This window comes from Actinokineospora sp. HUAS TT18 (genome assembly GCF_051364635.1).
Classification (GTDB): domain Bacteria; phylum Actinomycetota; class Actinomycetes; order Mycobacteriales; family Pseudonocardiaceae; genus Actinokineospora.
The window spans coordinates 7,053,878-7,071,012 of sequence record NZ_CP195645.1 but is presented as its reverse complement, the minus strand read 5'-3'; the positions used below and the strand labels follow the sequence as shown (position 1 = coordinate 7,071,012).

The window sequence follows — 17,135 nt, the reverse complement described above, 5'->3', positions numbered from 1 at the left end:
CCGGGCCACCGGAACGCGAAGAGGCCCCGCGAGCGCTGCCCGCGGGGCCTCTTCGGTGGGTCTCAGGAGCGGAGCATCTCCGCGACCAGGAACGCCAGTTCCAGCGACTGCTGGGTGTTCAGACGCGGGTCGCAGGCGGTCTCGTAGCGGCCCGCCAGGTCGTCGTCGGAGATCTCCTGGGCGCCGCCGAGGCACTCGGTGACGTCCTCGCCGGTCAGTTCGACGTGGATGCCGCCCGGGTGGGTGCCGAGGCGGCGGTGCACCTCGAAGAAGCCCTGGACCTCGTCGACGATGCGGTCGAAGTGGCGGGTCTTGTAGCCGGTCGACGACTCGTGGGTGTTGCCGTGCATCGGGTCGCACTGCCAGATGACCTTGTGGCCCGACGCGGTGACCTTCTCCACGATCGCGGGCAGCACGTCGCGGACCTTGCCGTTGCCCATGCGGCTGATGAGCGTCAGCCTGCCCGGCTCGTTGCGCGGGTCGAGCCGCTCGACGTACTCCACGGCCATCTCCGGCGTGGTCGTCGGGCCGATCTTGAGACCGATCGGGTTGCTCAGCAGCTCGGCGAAGGCGATGTGGGCGCCGTCGAGCTGGCGGGTGCGCTCGCCGATCCACAGGAAGTGCGCCGACAGGTCGTACAGGCGCGGCTCGGGGCCGTTGGTGTCCAGGCGCAGCAGGGCGCGCTCGTAGTCGAGCAGCAGCGCCTCGTGGCTGGCGAAGACCTCGACGGTGTGCAGCGAGCTGTCCTCGACGCCGCACGCCTGCATGAAGCGCAGGCCGCGGTCGATCTCGGTGGCCAGCGCCTCGTAGCGCTCGCCCGCGGGCGAGGTGCGCACGAAGTCGCGGTTCCAGTCGTGGACCTTGGTCAGGTCGGCCATGCCCGCGCCGGTCAGTGCGCGCAGCAGGTTCATCGCCGCGCCCGCGTTGGCGTAGGCGCGGATCATGCGGCCCGGGTCGGGCACGCGCGCCTCGGGGGTGGCCACGAGGGAGTTGATGATGTCGCCGCGGTACACCGGCAGGCCCAGCGCGTCGGTCTTGTTCGACCGCGGCTTGGCGTACTGGCCCGCGATGCGGCCGACCTTGACCACCGGCATGCTCGCGCCATAGGTGAGCACCACGGCCATCTGCAGCAGCGTGCGGATGTTGCCGCGGATGTGCGGCTCGGTGTTGTCCACAAAAGTCTCGGCGCAGTCGCCGCCCTGGAGCAGGAACGCCTCGCCGCGCGCGACCTCGGCCAGGCGCGCGTGCAGGCGGTCGATCTCGGCGGGCACCGTGATCGGGGGCACCGACTCCAGCACGGTGCGCACCTGGCGCACCTGGTCGGCGTCGGGCCACTCGGGCTGTTGCGCGGCGGGGCGCGCGAGGGCGTCGTCGAGGCGGGTACGCAGCGTCGGGGGCAGCGGGGGCAGCTCGGGAAGCGTTTCCACTGGCACATCCACGGTCCAGTTCACGTGTCAAGAGTAGGAGGTGGGGTTTTCCGGGCGCACGCCGGGACACCTGTCCCACACCGTGGACTTTCGGCAGGATGACGGGATGACTGATGACCTCGACCGGGAGCGGGCGCGGCCCCTGTTGTCGCTCGCGGTGGCCAACCTGCGCCGTGATTACCCGGTGCACTGGCTCCGGGTCATCGAGTCACCGGACGACCTGGTCCCGCACCGCGTTCTGCACCCGGTGTTCGGCGGCTCGTTCGACTGGCACTCGTGCGTCCATCAGACCTGGCTGACCGTGCGCCTGCTGCGCCACTTCCCGGGCTTGGACGGCGCTGACCAGGCAGAACGCGCCCTGGACGAGCTCATCACGGGTGAGAGTGCCCGGACCGAAGCCGGGTTCTTCGCCGACGGCACCCCGTGGGAGCGCCCCTACGGCTGGGCCTGGCTCCTGCTGCTCGACGCCGAGCTGCGCACCTGGGACGCCCGCTGGGCCGAGCCGCTGCGTCCGCTGGCCGACGTGCTGCGCGGCCGGTGGCTGGAGTGGCTGACGAAGGCCCGGCTGCCGATCCGCGCGGGCGTGCACACCAACTCCGCGTTCGCCATCGGCCTGGTCCTCGACGCCGCCCGCGCCGTCGGCGACACCGAACTGGCCGACGCGTGCACCGACGCCGCGCTGCGCTTCTACGCCGCCGACCGCGACTACGGCGGGTTCGAGCCCGACGCCGCCGACTTCCTCTCCCCCGCCCTCACCGAGGCCGACCTCCTGCGCCGCGTCCTGCCCGACTTCCCGGCCTGGTTCGACGCCTTCCTCCCCGACCTCGATGCGCCCCGCTGGTCGACCCTGCGCACGCCGATCGAGGTGGACGACCCGGCCGACCCGTACGGCTCCCACCTCGCGGGCCTGGCTCTCTCCCGCGCGTGGGCCTGGCGCAACATCGCCGCCGCGCTGCCCGACCACCGGTACACCGACCTGGCGGCGACGGCGGCGCGCGAGCACCGGGAGGTCGGCCTGCGCTACGTCCTCGGCTACGGCTACGCCGCCGAGCACTGGCTGGGCACCTTCGCCGCCTACCTCGACATCGGCGCGCTGTAGGAGAGCAGCGCGTCGATCGGCTCCCCGCGCCGCAGCTTGCCGACCATGATCAGCGGCGCCATGGCCCGACACCACGCGTCGAGCCGCTCGGCGTCGAAATCGGTCACGGCGAGGAGCGCGTCGCGGCGTCCGGGGATGTCGGGGGCGTCGAGCACGTAGTCGACGGCGTCGAACTCGGGCTCGCCGAGGGTGCCCTGCGGGTCGATGACGACGAGGCCGGTGGGGGTGTCGATCAGGTTGAACCGGTGCAGGTCGCCGTGGAGCATGACCTGGCGGGGTTGGCTGTCGGTGAGCCGGTCGCTCAGCTCGCGGGCTTCGCGCAGGTGCTCGGCGGTGACCGGGCCGGTCGGCGGGAAACGCGGGAAGAAGTGGGCGATCCCTTCACGCAGCGTCCTGGTGACGACGCGCTCCGGCACGCCGTGCAGGTCGTCGAGCAGGGCGGCGAACCGGGCAGGTTCCGGCCAGCCTTCGACGCCGTCGACCCACGCCATCAGCAGCGCGCCCTCGGCCTCCGCGAGCAGCTCAGGCACCCGGCCACTCGGCGCGAACGCTCGCAGGATGGCGGCTTGCTGGGCGGCGAAACCCAGGTCCGGCGTCACCTTGAGCACGACCGGCACGCCGTCCCGCGCGGCTCGCAGCGTCACCGCGGACGCGCCGTCGGGGAACGGCTCGCCGAGGACGAGACCCCACTCCGCCGCGAGCCGGTCCAGCAAGGCGGGGAGCTCGGCCAGCCACGGCCGGACGGACTCGCCGAACCGCCGGACCAGCCGCTCCTCGACCGTCACTCCGCCCGCGCCCGAATCTTGCGCGCGCCGTACTCGCCCCGCCCCAGACAGCACGGGCACGGACACGGCGGCCTGCCATGGGCGTCCGGCAGGTATCGCCACCCGGTGACCTTGTTGACGTGCCGCACGTCGTGGATCTCGGCCGCGCGGACCGGCCGGGGAAGGAACACCTCGTAGCCGCGGGGATCAGGATGCGCGCGGATCAGGGCCGCGGCCTCCGCCGCGGTCATCGCGACCGGCGCGCGGGTGAAGTGCGAGACGGTCACCGGTTCGTCGTCCGGCACCCGGAACCGCACCGCCACGGTCGACCGGTAGCCGCGCCTGCGCAGCTCGCGGCCCCACTGATGAGTCAGCACGTAGGACGGTAGAACCGGCATGCAGAACACGCCCCGGTCGGTCACCCAGCGGTGCCACGACGTGCGGATCCCGCCGCGGCGGATCGCGGCGGTGGAGCGGGCGTCGGTCAGGTGGACGAGCAGCATCAGAGTTCCGGCCGCCGGTCCGCCCACGGGTGCGCCCGCTCGTACTGGCCGGACAGCGACAGCAGCAGCCGCTCCGACTGGTGCGGCCCGATGAGCTGCACACCGATCGGCACGCCCACCTCGTCCCGCCCGACCGGCAGTGCCGCGACCGGGTTGCCCAGCACGTTCCACGTCGGGAAGTACGGAATGCGGATCGACACGCCGCCGTAGGTCGCGCTGAGGCCGCGGCCGTGGAAGGCGCCGACGCGGGTGGGGCGGCGGGTCCAGGACGGCTGCAGGATCACGTCGTGGTCGGCGAAGAAGTCGGCCATCACGCGCTGAAGGCGTTCTTCGCCGCGATCGGCCCAGGCCAACGCCGAGTCGGGGACGCGCCTGCCGAAGAAGGCGATCTTGCGGGTGCGCGACTCCAGCCACTCCGGGTGCGGCAGGTCGGCGACCTCGCGCGACACGGCGTGCAGGTAGCGCACCAGGAAGAGGGGCGACGGCGCGCTGCCCAGCTTCGGGTCGGCCTCAGTCACCTTGTGGCCGAGGTCGCGCAGCCGGTCGGCGGTGTCGACGACCGCGCGGCGCCAGCGGGGGTTCATCGGCGGGCGGCCCATCGGCGTGCGCCAGGACAGCGCGATCCGCAGCGAGCCGGGGTCGGTGTCGACGGCCGTGCGGTAGCCGCCGCCGTCGGCGATGACGTCGAGGAGGGTGGCCGCGTCGGCGACGGTGCGGCCGAGTGGGCCGATGACCGACAGGCCGTTCCACCCGCCCGTCGACGGCGACTGGTCGACCAGGCCGCGGGTGGTCTTGATGCCGAACACGCCCGACGCGGTGGCCGGGATGCGGATGGAGCCGCCGCCGTCGGAGCCGGTGGCCGCGCCGACGATGCCGCCCGCGACGGCGCCCGCGGACCCGCCGGACGAGCCGCCGGTGGTGTAGTCGGGATTCCACGGGTTGCGGGTGGCGCCGTAGGTCAGGGTCTCGGTGAACGACCACAGGCACAGCTCGGGCGTCAGCGTCCGGCCGACGATCACCGCACCGGCCTCGCGCAGCCGGGCCACCACGGCGCTGTCCTTCTCGGCGGGCGGGAACTGCGGCCGGGCACCCCGGGTGGTCACGTCCCCGGCGACGTCGGTGTCGTCCTTGACCGCGACGGGCACGCCGAGCAGCGGGGTCCGCTCCCCCGCGTCGAGTCTGCGCTGGGCGTCGGCGGCTGCCGCGCGGGCCGCTTCGACGTAGAGCACGCGGAAGGCGTTCAGCGTCGGGTTGAGCGCCTCGGCGCGGCGCAGCACGGCCTCGAGCAGGTCGGGTGCGGTGACATGGCCGTCGCGCAGGGCGCGGGCCTGCGCGTCGGCGCCCGCCCAGAGCAGATCCTCCATGGCGGGCACCATAACGCGGCCGTGCTCAGCCGAAGAAGATCTCCGCCTCGGCGTAGCGCTCCAGCGGCACGGTCTTGAGCTCGGCGGTCGCCTCGGCCAGTTTGACCCGGACGATGTCGGTGCCGCGCAGCGCGACCATCACGCCGAAGTCGCCGTCGGCCACCGCGTCCACGGCGTGCAGGCCGAACCGGGTGGCGAGCACCCGGTCGTAGGCGGTGGGTGTGCCGCCGCGCTGGGTGTGGCCGAGGACCACCGCGCGCGACTCCTTGCCGGTCTTCTCCGCGATCTCCTCGGCGAGCCACGTGCCGACACCGCCGAGCCGGACGTGCCCGAAGGCGTCCTTCTCGCCGCTGGCCAGCACCTCCGCGCCGCCCTCGGGCAGCGCGCCCTCGGCGACCACGATGATCGGGGCGTACTGCCGCTCGAACCGCCGCTGCACCCACTCGATGACCTTGTCGACGCTGAACGGCCGCTCCGGCACCAGGATCACGTTCGCCCCGCCCGCGAGCCCGGAGTGCAGTGCGATCCAGCCCGCGTGCCTGCCCATGACCTCCACGACCAGCGCGCGGTGGTGCGATTCTGCGGTGGTGCGCAGCCGGTCGATCGACTCGGTCGCGATGTGCACCGCGGTGTCGAAGCCGAAGGTGTAGTCGGTGGCGTTGAGGTCGTTGTCGATCGTCTTGGGCACCCCGACGACGCCGATGCCCTCCTCGGTGAGCCGCTTGGCCACCCCGAGCGTGTCCTCACCGCCGATCGCGATCAGCGCGTCGACCCCCAGGTCGGTGAGCGTCTGGCGGATCTTCTCCGGCCCGCCGTCGACCTTGTACGGGTTGGTCCGCGACGAGCCGAGGATCGTGCCGCCGCGGGTCAGGATGTCCTCGACCTCGGCGAGCCCGATCTGCTTGGTGTTGCCCTCGATCGGGCCCTGCCAGCCGTTTCTGAAGCCGACGATGTCCCAGCCGTGGCCTTCGATCCCCTTGCGGACCACGGCCCGGATGACCGCGTTCAGACCTGGACAGTCACCGCCACCGGTGAGCACGCCGACCCGCATGAACTCCTCCTGGACTTGACCGAGTGAGTGACCGTCGTCACTGACGCCTCCCAAGCCTGCCGGCCACTGAATCGGTGTAGCAAGCAGGGGCCTAACCCGCGACCTTTTTGCGCCACTCCGCTTCGATGATGCGCCACCGCACAAGGTTGTGACGCGCGTCGGCGAGCGCGTCGTGCGCGTCGTTCGGCGGGCTGGGCAGATGCGGCTTGCCGACGTCCTCCCAGCGCTGCCGAAGCTCGCGGGTGAAGCGCGGGATCTCCCTGGGCAGCGCGGGCATCGCGCCCCAGAGCTGCCCCAGCACGACGTGGTCGTAGGCGCCGAACCAGGCCCACAGCTCGATCTTGTCGCGAGTCTTGGGGGTGGTCAGGAATTCGAGGAGCCGCTTGCGAATGGTCGCCCGGTCACACCACGCCTTGTCGGCGGGCGACGGCAGCTTGTCCAGCACGTTGTCGCGCACCCATGGCCCGGCTTTGGCCGGGTCGAACTCCGTGGAGACGGCGTAGAACTCCCGCCCGTTCTCATCCACGACACCGATCGACACCAGGTCGATGGTCGTTCCGTCCTCGATGAATTCCGTGTCGTAAAAAAAGCGCACGCTACGTTTTCTCCTAAGATGAATGCACACCCAGTATCCGCCTGCTCGACGGCCGCGACGGAGCGAGCGGACCGGACAGCGCTCGACATCCGATGGCTGTCGGCTACTCCACGGAAGCGGGCAGCCGCACGGGCAGCGAGTTGAGGACGCGCTCGCCTGGGCTCACGAGATCCTCGCCCGGTACGGATCGGTGTCGTCGGCGATCGCACCGACGGAGACTAGCTGGCCTCGGTCTCCGGCAGACGGGCCTCTCGCTTGAGTTGGGTGGGGACGTCGGTGATCGCGCCCGACTGGGCGGCCGCCTCCAACTCCTTGGCCTTGGCGGCGTAGATGTCGACGTACTCCTGACCCGACAGTTCCATCAGCGCGTACATGATCTCGTCGGTGATCGAGCGTTCGACGAAGCGGTCGCCCTCCAGGCCCGCGTAGCGCGAGAAGTCCAGTGGCTTGCCGACCTTGATCCGGATCGGGTGCGGGTACCACATCTTCGAGCCGATCGGGTTGGCCTTGTCGGTGCCGAACATCGCCACCGGGATCACCGGCACCCCGGCCTCCAGGGCGATCCGGGCGATGCCGGTCTTGCCCTTGTAGAGGCGGCCGTCGGGCGAGCGGGTGCCTTCCGGGTAGATGCCGATCAGGTGGCCCTCGCGCAGGAGGCGGACCGTGGTGTCGATCGCGGCGCGGGCGGCTGAGCCGCCGGAGCGGTCGATGGGGATCTGGCCGACGCCGGTGAAGAACAGTTTCTTGAGCCTGCCCTTGATGCCGGGTTCGGTGAAGTACTCGATCTTGGCGGGGAACGTGACCCGGCGCGAGACCTTCAGCGGGAGGAAGAACGAGTCGGAGACGGCCAGGTGGTTGCTCGCGAGCAAGGCACCGCCCTCGGCCGGGATGTTCTCGGCGCCCTCGATGCGGGGGCGGAAGAACAGCCGCAGCAGTGGTCCTATGAAGACCCACTTCATCAACCAGTACACCACTTGACCAGCGCTCCCGTTCTCCCCGCGTCCCCGCCCGAGCCTACGAACCCCCGTGGCCTGGCACAACGCCACTCCGAACCGGTAACAAGAACACACCGACTCGAGACACCGAATACACCCGGGTACACAACGATGAAACCGGGTGCCCGGATCCGGGCCGCGCCGTGTCCAATCGTGCGACGATGGCCACAGCCCAGGCTCGCCAGAGCTGATCATAGGAGGAGCGGGGTGCCCGCTATCGAAGGCGCGCAGGCCTACGCACACGACGGGTCGACCGAGGTCGGCGTCATGCTCAGCCATGGCTTCACCGGATCACCGTTCAGCATGCGGCCCTGGGCCGACCACCTGGTCGAACTCGGCTACAGCGTGCGCGTGCCGCTGCTGCCCGGGCACGGCACGCGGTGGCAGGACATGAACCGCACCAGCTGGCCGCAGTGGTACGGCGCGGTGTCCGCGGCCTTCGCCGAGCTGCGTGAGCGCTGCGACAAGGTGTTCATCTTCGGCCTGTCGATGGGCGGCGCGCTGTGCCTGCGCCTCGCCGAGGACGAGGGCGCCGACGTCGCGGGGATCGTGCTGGTCAACCCGTCGGTCATGTCCCTGCGCAAGGAGATGAAACTCGTCGGCGCGCTGTCGAAGGTCGTGCCGTCGCTGAAGCCGATCAGCGACGACATCGCCAAGCCGGGGATCAGCGAGTACGCCTACCCGCGCACGCCGCTGCGGGCGGTGCACAGCCTCACCCGCCTGTGGGCCGAGGTCCGCCGCGACCTGCCGACCGTCGAGCAGCCCCTGCTGGTGCTGCACTCAGCCGTCGACCACGTGGTGGAGCCGGAGAACTCGCGCGAGATCCTGGCGCGGGTGTCCAGCGCCGACAAGACCGAGATCGTCCTGGAGAACAGCTACCACGTGGCCACCCTCGACCACGACGCCCAGCTGATCTTCGACTCTAGTGTGGAGTTCATCCGCCGCGTCGCCGCGGGTGAGCGGGTGTGATCGGCCGCCAGGGCGACGGCCCGGAAGACGTCGACGCCGCCTTCGCCGAGATCGTCGCCGATCTCGAACGCGAGGGCATCGGCCGTGACATCGGCACCCGCCGTGACCAGTTGGTCGATGAGCCCGCCACCGAGCCGACCCCGGTGGTGGAAGCGGGTCCGGTCACCGCGTCGTGGCGCGGCCACGAAACCGAGTTCGACTGGGCGGGCGACGACGACACCGAACGCTACGAGCCGCCCGAGCCCCCGCCGCTGCCGAAGCTGCGCCCGCTGACCATCGTGGCGCTGTTCTTGCTGGTGGTGGGCGTTCTCCTGCTGCTGCTGCCGAACATCATCGGCCTGGAAGCGCGGATCGCCGCCCCGATCGCCCTGATCTCGCTGGCGTCGGGGATCGGGCTGCTCCTGATGCGGGTGCGCAAGAACCCGCCGACGTTCCCCGACGGCGACAACGGCGCGCAGGTCTGATCCCGAGCCGCGGGATGCGGCTCGGAACCAGCTTCCAGCTAGGCCCGGCGCCTGCGTACGAGCAGCACGCCGACCAGCAGCGCGACGAACGCGCCCGCGATGACCGCGTAAGCGGGGAACTGGGAGTCCCCGGCGTCGTCCGACACGACCGCCGCGGCGGGCTCCAGGTCCACCATGACGATGTCGTCCGGGCCAGGCGGCTCGCTCGACGGCGCACTGCTGCTCGTGGTCGAACTGGCGGTCGCCGACGACGGACGAGCACTGCTGGTCGTCGACTTCGGCGCCGACGGCTTGGCCGTCGTGGTCACCGCGTCCGGGCCGATCCCTACCTTGACCTCGGCCGAGGTGGCGCCCGCGGCGAGCACTGTCACCGAGATGTCGCCCACGACGAGCGAGCTCCCGACCGGGATCGAGTTGTCGGCCTTGGCCGGGGTGCCGGGAGTCCCGTCGATGATCCGCGAGGACCCGTACTTGCCCGCGGGCACGACGTAGACGTTCACCCCTTGCTTGATCTCCCGGTCGACACCGAGTCCGGGTGCGCGGTACTCGACCATGAGCCGGTCGCCGCCGGCCAGCGGCAGGTCGACCGCGCGGGGGCCCCGGGCGGAGTCCGGCGCGTGCAGCGCGGCCAAGTTGACCGTCGTGGTCTTGGCGGGGGTGATCACCTTGTCCGCCGCGAGCCACTTCACCCTGATCAGCTCCGGGGCGGTGTAGCCCATCTTGGGACCACCCGCGCCCATCGGCGAACGGCGGCTGTAGTCGTCCTTGGTGCAGCCGGTGAGCAGGCCAGGAGGACATGCCTCGCGGTCCTGGTGGCCGAATCCGAGGTTGTGGCCGAGTTCATGGGCCAGGGTCGCCAGGCCGAAGTGCTGGGCCGGGTACCAGGACCAGGTGCCAGGCACATTGGCGAGACCCGCCCAGGAGCAGTTGGCTTTCTCGCCCGCGAACACCACGATGAGGTCCTCGTACTGGACGTTCTCCGCCTTGAGCGTCTCCAAAGCCTTGTCGGTCAACGGCTTCGTCTCGCACTTCGCGTTGACACCGACGGTGACAGGTCCGTACACCTTGCCGCCCGCCATGGTCAGCGTGCGCTGGCCATGGCTCTGCGCGGCGAAGTACTTCGAGATCGAATCGGGCGCCTCGACCAGGTAGTCGAACGCCTTCTGCTTGAGCGCGGGCACGTCGGGGATGGACTCGTCGGCGAAGTTGACCAGGACGACGGCCACCCGTCTGGCGGCGGGCTGGGCGGTGGCGGGGCTCGAGACGCTGAGGAACGCCAAGACGAGCGCACAGGCAAGGGCAAGGGGCTTCGAGAGTGGCGAAGTCACGGTGAGCGAGCATACATGCACGAAATGAGTATGTTTCATGCAGAATCGCGCAACGCACGAGCATGGTCACGCAGAGTCAAGCGCCATCGTGGCCGCGCCGACGATGCCCGCGTCGTCGCCCAGGTGTGCGGTCCGGATCCGGGCCAGCGGCCGGTGCCCGGCCCCGGTGACCATCGACTGGTAGTGGTCCCGCGCCGCGTCGAGGAACAGCGGGCTGGACTCGGACACGCCACCCGCGATGACGATCAGCTCCGGGTCGTAGACGTCGGCGACCAGCGCCAGCCCCTCCCCCAGCCACCGCGCCAGCTCCGCCATCGCGCGTCGGGCGATCGGGTCGCCGTCGCGCGCGGCGGCGGCCACCTTGCGCCCGGTCAGCGCCTGGGCGTCCCGCGCCTCGCGGGCCAGCGCGGTCGACCGGCCCCGGTACTGGGCGAGCATGTCGACCGCCGTGGTGACCAGCGCGGTCCCGCTGCAGTACCGCTCCCAGCAGCCGTGTTTCCCGCACGAGCACGGCCGCCCGTCCGGTACGAGCCGCAGGTGCCCCAACTCGGGCGCGACGCCGTGGGCGCCGCGGAACAGCCTGCCGTCGAGCAGCAGCGCCCCGCCGATGCCGGTCCCGATGGCGACCAGCAGCCCGACGCGCGCGCCGCGCAGGGCGCCGAAGTGGTACTCGGCGACCGCGGCGGCGTTGGCGTCGTGTTCGAGGAGAACCGGCAGCCCGAGCCGCTCGGCGATCCGGTCGGCCACCGGGGCCGCCCGCCACGCCAGGTGCGGGGCGAACATCACCGTGCGGCGGTCGTTGGCCACGAACCCCGCCACCGCCAGCCCGACCGCGTTCACCTCGTGCCGGGCCGCGAGCGACCCGACGACCGAGCAGATCACGTCCTCCAGCTCGGCCTCGCCGCTCGGGGTGGAGCCGCGCGCGGTGTCCAGGATCGCGCCATGGGAATCGACGACACCCGCCCGAACGCTGGTGCCGCCGACGTCGACACCGATCGCCGTCACTCTGGGGCTGGGCCTTTCCTGCGGACCTCGATCCGCTGGACCCGCGGGGAGGCGGGTTCCGGGCGCGGCTCGGGGCGGAACCCGGGCATGTGCGGGTCGGCCTCCGGGTGCCAGCGGTCGGCGAGCACCGCGCGCAGCAGCGCCACGATGTCGGCGACCCGGTCGAGGCTCTTGCTCGCCAGTTCGTTCGGCTCGCCGCGCAGCAGGGCGATCAACGCGCACAGCGGACACCAGCCGCACGAGGCGGGCTGGCCGTCGGCGGGTTCGTGCTCGTCGTGGGTGCTGACCGAGACCCGGTCGAGCCACGGGCCCGCGCGTTCGGCGACCGCGGCCAGCAGCAGGCGCAGTTCGTCGGCCAGCCGCGTCCCCGGGTCCTGCGTCGTGGTCACGCGCGCACCCCGCAGTCAGGCACCAGGCGGGCACACACAGCGAGCCGCGTCCCCCGATTCCGCGTCGTGCTCACGAGGGCTCTGGTGGTCACGGGCGCTCCTCACGGCCGAGCGCGAAGCGCAGCACCAGTCCGGCGCCGTCGGCTTCGGCGTCGATGACGGTGTAGCGACGCAGCATAAGCGGCAGTGCGACGAGCCTGCGCACCCCGTCCACGGTGACGGCAAGGTCGTCGTCGACCCGCACCAGGTCGAGATCACTGCCCTCGCTGAGCGGCAGCGAGACCGTCAGCAGGTAGTCCGCGCCGTCGGCCTCGACCGACAGCAGCGGCACGCCGGGCCTGCGCAGCCCGTCGAGCGGGTCGATGCCCGCGTATAGCTCGTCGGCCAGGTCGAGCAGCGGCGCGGCGCCGATCGGCTCGGCCGCGCGGTGTTCGACCACGTGCAGCGACAGCGGCGTCGAGGCGTCCAATTCGGACAGCACGGCGTCCTGCTCCGAGCGCCGGACGCGCAGCCACTTGGCCGCGGGTCCCTGCCACAGCCGCGATTTCGGCACGAGCCGGTTGGCGATCAGCGCGTCGACGTGCACACCGCGCAGCGCCAGCGCCGCGAGGGTCCGGCGGGTCTCGGCGACCACCAGCCGCTCCGGTGTCAGCACCAGCCGGACGCTCGTGGTCTCCGGGTCGGTCAGCACGGTCCGCAGCCCGGCCAAGTGCTCGGCGAGCGTCCGCACCGACTCCGCCGCCGACCGCAGACCAGGCAGCACCCCGCGGAAGGAACGGTCGAGGTAGCCCGCGATCGCCTCCGGCAAAGCCAAGAGCCGCAACGTCTCCGCGGTCGGGCCGCAGTCGACGACCACGACCTCCCAGGGCCCGGTCTCGGCCAGTCTGGCCACTTCGGACAGCGCGAGCAGCTCGTCGACACCGGGCAGGACTGTCAGTTCCTCGGCGTCGAGGTCGGCGATCCCCGCGCCCGCGAACACACCGCGGAGCTGGGCGCGCAGCTGCGGCCACGACCGGTCGACGAGCGCGCGGGCGTCCACGTGCGCCGCGTACAGCGATGTGTCCACTTCGGACGGTTCGGTGCCCAGGGAGACGCCGAACGCGTCGGCGAGCGAGTGGGCCGGGTCGGTGGACACCACCAGGGCCTTGCGCCCGGACGCGGCGAGGCGCGCGGCCGTCGCCGCGGCCAGGGTCGTCTTGCCGACCCCGCCCTTGCCGGTGAAGAGCAGTATCCGCACCCGTGGGCCTCCGCTAGTGCTGTTCGACCCGCCGCTTGAGTTCCTTGAGTGCGGTGTCCATGACCATCTTCTCCGCCTTGCGCCGGAACAGCCCGATCATGGGCACGACCAGCTGGACGGAGAGCGTGTAGGTGACCGTGGTGCGGCCGTCGGTCTCGCTGAGCGCGTAGCGGCCCTTCTGGGACCGCTGCATCTGCCCTTTGACCAGGTTCCAGTCGACCGAGAGGCCGTCGTCGGCCCACTCGTAGGCCAGGGTGTAGACGTCCTTGAACGGGCCCGCGTCGAGGGTGAAGGTGACCTGCTCGCCGCGGCCGTCCTCGAACGTGGAGAGGACCTCGGCCTGTTTGACCGCGGCGGCCCACTCGGGATACGCCGGGAAGTCGGCGATCACCGCCATGATCTGCTCCGCCGGAGCGTCGACGACGATGGACTGGGTGGACTCGTCGGCCATAGTCCGGCAGGTTACCTGGTCACCAGGCCAGCACGTACGGCCACTGGGTCCGTTGGAAGTGTCCGACGTTGGCGCACTCGGTGCGGCCGACGCGCATCCGCGCCGCCAGCGGCTGGTGGACGTGGCCGAACACCGCCCAGCGCGGCCGGGCGCGGTGGATGAGGTCGAGCAACCCGCCCGACCCGACCTCGGCGCGGCGGGCGAGCACGTCGTAGGTCAGCTCGGGCACATCGGGCGGGATGTGGCTGCAAAGCACGTCGACATCGCCCAGACCGGCCACGGCCTCGTCGAACTCGTCGTGGGTGCGCAGATAGGGCACGAACGGGCCGGTGCGGCGCGGCTGGATGTGCGGCGGCAACAGCGCGCCGCCGACGAAGCCGAAGCGCAGCCCGCCGATCGTGACCGCCCTGCCGTCGACCACCTCGATGCCGTCGCCCGCGAACTCCGGCCACAGCGCGGGGATGTCGACGTTGCCCGGGGTGGCGTAGGTCGGCACGGTCATCGCGGCGAACAGCGTCTTGTACTGCTCGCGCACGGCCTCCTCGATCATCGCCGCCGGGTCGTCGAGGGACATCCACAGCTCGCGCGCGTAGGCCCCCGCGGCGCCGTGCTGGCGTTCGCGGCGCAGGCTCGCGAAGACGGCGACCTTCTCGGCGCCGAAGATCGTGCCGAGGATGCCGCGGGAGTGGTCGTGGTAGTCGACGAAATCGATCAAGTCGCCGAGCACTATGAGCGCGTCGGCACCGTCACCGGCCCGGGCCAGAGCCTCGGCGTTGCCGTGCACGTCGGAGACCACATGAACCCGCACCCCGCCCACATTACGCGGGAGTCGGGGCGCAGCCGGGAGCTCTCCCGTCCTCCAGGACGGCCTTCAGCCGCAGCGCCAGCGACTTCGCGGCGAGCTGGCGCGCGGTGATCTCCTTGCGCACGACCTTCGGTGACGCCTCGCCGTCGGCGAAGTCGGCGCGGAGGAAGTAGTGCACGACCGTGCCGTCGAGCACGGCCTCCAGCCAGACCTCCATGGTCCCGACCAGGGCGCCGCCGACGGTCCAGCGCAGGCCCTCGTCGCCGCGGTCGGCGTAGACCTCCAGCTTGAGGTCCGGCCAGAACCCGCGCCACGCGGCGGGGTCGGCGAACGCGGCGGCCACCACCTTGGGCGGCACCACGATGAACGTCTCGTCCACGACGTCGACTTGCGGCATTGCCGCAGCATGACATGCCACCCACGGGCGGGGTGCACACCGGGTGGCGCTAGTTTCGACGCGGATCACCTGGGGAGGGCGAACATGCGGGACGTGGCCGACGAGGAGAGCCTCACCGACATGGTGTGGGCCAACGCCGACCGGTTCGCCGACGCGGTGGCGCTGCGGCGGCGCGTCGACGGCTCCTGGATCGACGTCACCACCGCCGACTTCGCCGCCCAGGTGCAGGCCGTGGCGCAGGGCCTGGTCGGATCCGGCCTCGAACCGGGCGACCGGGTCGCGCTGGTGTCGCGGCCCAGCTACGAGTGGACCCTGCTCGACTTCGCGATCTGGACCGCGGGCTGCGTGAGCGTGCCGGACGGATCCGGGGCGAAGACCGCGTTCGTGGAGACCGACAGCGGGCTTCCGGTCGACGACCTGGTCGCGCTGGGCACGGGTGTGGACCCGCGCGAGGTCCACGCGCGCAGGCTGGCGGTCCGCGCGTCGGACGTGGCCACGGTCGTCGATGGCGCCGAGCTGACCCACCGCGACCTGCTGACCGCCGTCCGCACCACGATCGACACCTTCCCCGGCCTGCTGCGGCCGGGCACCGCGACGCTGACGTTCCTGCCGCTCACCGGCCTGGTCTCCCGGGTCGTGTCGCTGTGCGCGGTCTACGCCCGCACGACCCTGGGCCACCTGCCCGACACCCACACTCTCACCGCTGACCTGGCCACCTTCCGGCCGACGTTCGTCGTGGCCGACCCGGCGGTGCTGACCGACGTGTACGCCACCGCCCGCGCGGCGCAGGACGACCGGCTGTTCGCCGCCGCCGAGCAGATCGCCGTGGCCTACGACAAGGCCCCCACCCTGGCGCTGCGCGTCCAGCGGGCCGCGATGAGCAAGCTGGTCTACAGCGGTGTGCGCTCCGTGCTCGGCGGCCGGTGCGAGGCGGTGATCCTGGCCGAGGACGGGCTGGACCCGGAGCTGGGCCACTTCTTCGGCGGGATCGGCGTCCCGGTCCACGCCAAGCCCGCGTTCCCCAGCTACCTCAGCCGGTAGGTCGACTCGCCGGTGATCAGGGCGGACAGCCGGTCGGCGCGGTCGGACCAGCGCCACGCCGCCTGCATCCACTCCCGGCCCGCGGCGCCCATCGCCGCCGCCGCGGCCGGGTCGGCCAGCAGGCTGCCGATCCGCGCGGCCAGCTCGGCGATGTCCCGTCCGTTGACCACGTGTCCTGTCTTGCCGTCCAGCACCGTCTCCGGGGCGCCGCCGGACCGGCCGACGACCACCGGGAGCCCGGTGGCCGCGGCCTCCAGGAAGACGATCCCGAGCGCCTCGACGTCCAGACCGCGCCCGTGCGTGCGGCACGGCATCGCGAACACGTCACCGGCCGCGTAGTGGGCGGGCAGTTCCTCCCACGGCACCGACCCGGTCAGCACCACATCGACCCCGACCTGCCGGGCCAGCGACTCCAGCCGCGACCGGTAGGGACCGCCCCCGACCAGCAGCAACGCGGCGTCGGGCACCTGCTCGCGGATCGCGGGCAGGGCGCGGATGAGCATGTCCTGGCCCTTGCGGGGCATCAGGCGGGACACGCACACGACCGTCGGCCGGTCGCCCAGGCCGTGGCGGGCGCGGATCTCGGCGCGCGCGGACGGGTCGGGCCGGTAGACGTCGGTGTCGACCCCGGAGGGCAGCAGCTCCAGCGCCGCGCGCGGGCCGAACGCGGCGGCGAAGCGGGTGCGGGTGTAGTCGCTGACGTAGGTCACCACGTCGGTGGTGCTGCCGATCCGCCGGATCGCCTGGCGGGCACCGGGCAGCATCGACCAGCCGACCTCGTGGCCGTGCGTGCTGGCCACCGTCCGCCGCGCCCCCGCGGCCTTCAGCGTCGGACCGAGCAGGGCCAGCGGGGCCGCCGCGCCGAACCACACCGCGTCGCAGCTCTCCGCCTTGAGGATCTCCCGCGCGCGCCGGGCCACGTCGGGGGTCGGCAGCATCAGCTTGCCGGGGTGGCGCACCACCGGGAACGGCTGCTTGGCGTCGAAGTCGGCGGCGCCGTCCCAGGCGGGGGCGTAGACCACGAGGTCCTGGCCGGGCAGCCGGGTGGCGAAGGAGTGCAGGTAGGTCTGGATGCCGCCCGCGCGGGGCGGGAAGTCATTGGTGACGAGCAGGGTCCGACGCACCCGAACAACCCTAGGGCCCGTCCTGCGAGTCCGGTGCGCGGGCTCCGTGATCCGGGTGGTTCCTGGGCGCGCGGGCGGGAAGCCGCTCGTACTGGGTGTACTTGGGCTTTCCGCCCGTGCGGCCGGG

19 protein-coding genes are annotated in these 17,135 nt (G+C 71.9%); 4 read left to right on the top strand and 15 right to left on the bottom strand.

Translation table 11 applies throughout. The features are described from left to right. Positions 1-62: 62 nt before the first annotated feature. Positions 63-1,451 (bottom strand): class II 3-deoxy-7-phosphoheptulonate synthase, encoded by a 1,389-nt coding sequence (locus ACSHT8_RS33030; protein WP_436495731.1) that lies wholly within the window; start codon positions 1,449-1,451, stop codon positions 63-65. Positions 1,452-1,533: 82 nt separating this feature from the next. Between ACSHT8_RS33030 and ACSHT8_RS33025 the strand changes: the two genes are divergently transcribed. Beyond that, positions 1,534-2,526 (top strand): DUF2891 domain-containing protein, encoded by a 993-nt coding sequence (locus ACSHT8_RS33025; protein ID WP_436495729.1) that lies wholly within the window; start codon positions 1,534-1,536, stop codon positions 2,524-2,526. Here the strand turns inward: ACSHT8_RS33025 and ACSHT8_RS33020 are convergent. The 6 genes from ACSHT8_RS33020 to ACSHT8_RS32995 form a co-directional block, all read right to left on the bottom strand. After that, on the bottom strand, positions 2,502-3,311 hold the full coding sequence (locus ACSHT8_RS33020; RefSeq protein ID WP_436495727.1) for a phosphotransferase: 810 nt from the start codon (positions 3,309-3,311) through the stop codon (positions 2,502-2,504). The genes ACSHT8_RS33025 and ACSHT8_RS33020 overlap by 25 nt on opposite strands. Further along, positions 3,308-3,793, bottom strand: coding sequence for a hypothetical protein (locus tag ACSHT8_RS33015; protein ID WP_436495726.1), 486 nt, complete (start codon positions 3,791-3,793; stop codon positions 3,308-3,310). The genes ACSHT8_RS33020 and ACSHT8_RS33015 overlap by 4 nt, the downstream gene beginning before the upstream one ends. After that, positions 3,793-5,157, bottom strand: coding sequence for an amidase family protein (locus ACSHT8_RS33010; protein ID WP_436495724.1), 1,365 nt, complete (start codon positions 5,155-5,157; stop codon positions 3,793-3,795). Before ACSHT8_RS33010 ends, ACSHT8_RS33015 begins: the two co-directional genes overlap by 1 nt. 25 nt (positions 5,158-5,182) lie before the next feature. Continuing rightward, positions 5,183-6,208, bottom strand: coding sequence for a 6-phosphofructokinase (locus ACSHT8_RS33005; RefSeq protein ID WP_436495722.1), 1,026 nt, complete (start codon positions 6,206-6,208; stop codon positions 5,183-5,185). Positions 6,209-6,299: 91 nt separating this feature from the next. Continuing rightward, entirely contained in the window at positions 6,300-6,803 is a 504-nt protein-coding gene (locus ACSHT8_RS33000; RefSeq protein WP_436495720.1) for a polyadenylate-specific 3'-exoribonuclease AS, read from the bottom strand. Between the two features lie 218 nt (positions 6,804-7,021). Beyond that, a complete protein-coding gene (locus ACSHT8_RS32995; RefSeq protein ID WP_436495719.1) occupies positions 7,022-7,777 on the bottom strand; it encodes a lysophospholipid acyltransferase family protein in 756 nt (251 codons plus the stop codon). Between the two features lie 228 nt (positions 7,778-8,005). Here ACSHT8_RS32995 and ACSHT8_RS32990 point away from each other — a divergent pair, with 228 nt between their 5' ends. Both ACSHT8_RS32990 and ACSHT8_RS32985 read left to right on the top strand, forming a co-directional pair. Next, the gene (locus ACSHT8_RS32990; protein ID WP_436495717.1) at positions 8,006-8,767 is read left to right on the top strand and encodes an alpha/beta hydrolase; all 762 of its coding nucleotides are present in this window, start codon (positions 8,006-8,008) and stop codon (positions 8,765-8,767) included. Then, positions 8,764-9,231: a hypothetical protein gene (locus ACSHT8_RS32985; RefSeq protein WP_436495715.1), complete on the top strand. Its 468-nt coding sequence runs from the start codon at positions 8,764-8,766 to the stop codon at positions 9,229-9,231. Before ACSHT8_RS32990 ends, ACSHT8_RS32985 begins: the two co-directional genes overlap by 4 nt. Before the next feature lie 38 nt (positions 9,232-9,269). On the opposite strand, the gene ACSHT8_RS32980 is transcribed toward ACSHT8_RS32985, so the two are convergent. From ACSHT8_RS32980 to ACSHT8_RS32950, 7 genes are all read right to left on the bottom strand, one after another. Beyond that, on the bottom strand, positions 9,270-10,559 hold the full coding sequence (locus ACSHT8_RS32980) for a hypothetical protein (RefSeq protein WP_436495713.1): 1,290 nt from the start codon (positions 10,557-10,559) through the stop codon (positions 9,270-9,272). Positions 10,560-10,625: 66 nt separating this feature from the next. Beyond that, entirely contained in the window at positions 10,626-11,564 is a 939-nt protein-coding gene (locus ACSHT8_RS32975) for an ROK family protein (RefSeq protein WP_436495711.1), read from the bottom strand. Continuing rightward, positions 11,561-11,953 (bottom strand): hypothetical protein, encoded by a 393-nt coding sequence (locus tag ACSHT8_RS32970; protein WP_436495709.1) that lies wholly within the window; start codon positions 11,951-11,953, stop codon positions 11,561-11,563. The genes ACSHT8_RS32975 and ACSHT8_RS32970 overlap by 4 nt, the downstream gene beginning before the upstream one ends. A gap of 88 nt (positions 11,954-12,041) precedes the next feature. Next, positions 12,042-13,190: an ArsA family ATPase gene (locus ACSHT8_RS32965; RefSeq protein WP_436495707.1), complete on the bottom strand. Its 1,149-nt coding sequence runs from the start codon at positions 13,188-13,190 to the stop codon at positions 12,042-12,044. 13 nt (positions 13,191-13,203) lie between these two features. Then, positions 13,204-13,641, bottom strand: a complete 438-nt coding sequence (locus tag ACSHT8_RS32960; RefSeq protein ID WP_436495705.1) for an SRPBCC family protein — start codon at positions 13,639-13,641, stop codon at positions 13,204-13,206. A gap of 19 nt (positions 13,642-13,660) precedes the next feature. Then, positions 13,661-14,449 carry a metallophosphoesterase family protein gene (locus ACSHT8_RS32955; protein WP_436495703.1) on the bottom strand — a complete coding sequence of 263 codons (789 nt, stop codon included), beginning with the start codon at positions 14,447-14,449 and terminating at the stop codon, positions 13,661-13,663. A 10-nt stretch (positions 14,450-14,459) separates the two neighbouring features. Beyond that, complete coding sequence (locus ACSHT8_RS32950; protein WP_436495701.1) at positions 14,460-14,843, bottom strand: polyketide cyclase / dehydrase and lipid transport; 384 nt, start codon at positions 14,841-14,843, stop codon at positions 14,460-14,462. An 84-nt stretch (positions 14,844-14,927) separates the two neighbouring features. Here ACSHT8_RS32950 and ACSHT8_RS32945 point away from each other — a divergent pair, with 84 nt between their 5' ends. Continuing rightward, entirely contained in the window at positions 14,928-15,884 is a 957-nt protein-coding gene (locus tag ACSHT8_RS32945) for an AMP-binding protein (RefSeq protein WP_436495699.1), read from the top strand. Here the strand turns inward: ACSHT8_RS32945 and ACSHT8_RS32940 are convergent. Continuing rightward, the gene (locus ACSHT8_RS32940; RefSeq protein ID WP_436495697.1) at positions 15,869-17,008 is read right to left on the bottom strand and encodes a glycosyltransferase family 4 protein; all 1,140 of its coding nucleotides are present in this window, start codon (positions 17,006-17,008) and stop codon (positions 15,869-15,871) included. The two genes, ACSHT8_RS32945 and ACSHT8_RS32940, sit on opposite strands and share 16 nt — an antisense overlap. Between the last annotated feature and the right edge of the window lie 127 nt (positions 17,009-17,135).

Bases quoted from the DNA above. Each gene is read 5' to 3' on its own strand.
- ACSHT8_RS33025 (WP_436495729.1), top strand. From the start codon at position 1,534: ATGACTGATGACCTCGACCGGGAGCGGGCGCGGCCCCTGTTGTCGCTC.
- ACSHT8_RS32945 (WP_436495699.1), top strand. From the start codon at position 14,928: ATGCGGGACGTGGCCGACGAGGAGAGCCTCACCGACATGGTGTGGGCC.
- ACSHT8_RS32950 (WP_436495701.1), bottom strand. From the start codon at position 14,843: ATGCCGCAAGTCGACGTCGTGGACGAGACGTTCATCGTGGTGCCGCCC.
- ACSHT8_RS32960 (WP_436495705.1), bottom strand. From the start codon at position 13,641: ATGGCCGACGAGTCCACCCAGTCCATCGTCGTCGACGCTCCGGCGGAG.
- ACSHT8_RS33010 (WP_436495724.1), bottom strand. From the start codon at position 5,157: ATGGAGGATCTGCTCTGGGCGGGCGCCGACGCGCAGGCCCGCGCCCTG.
- ACSHT8_RS33005 (WP_436495722.1), bottom strand. From the start codon at position 6,208: ATGCGGGTCGGCGTGCTCACCGGTGGCGGTGACTGTCCAGGTCTGAAC.
- ACSHT8_RS33015 (WP_436495726.1), bottom strand. From the start codon at position 3,793: ATGCTGCTCGTCCACCTGACCGACGCCCGCTCCACCGCCGCGATCCGC.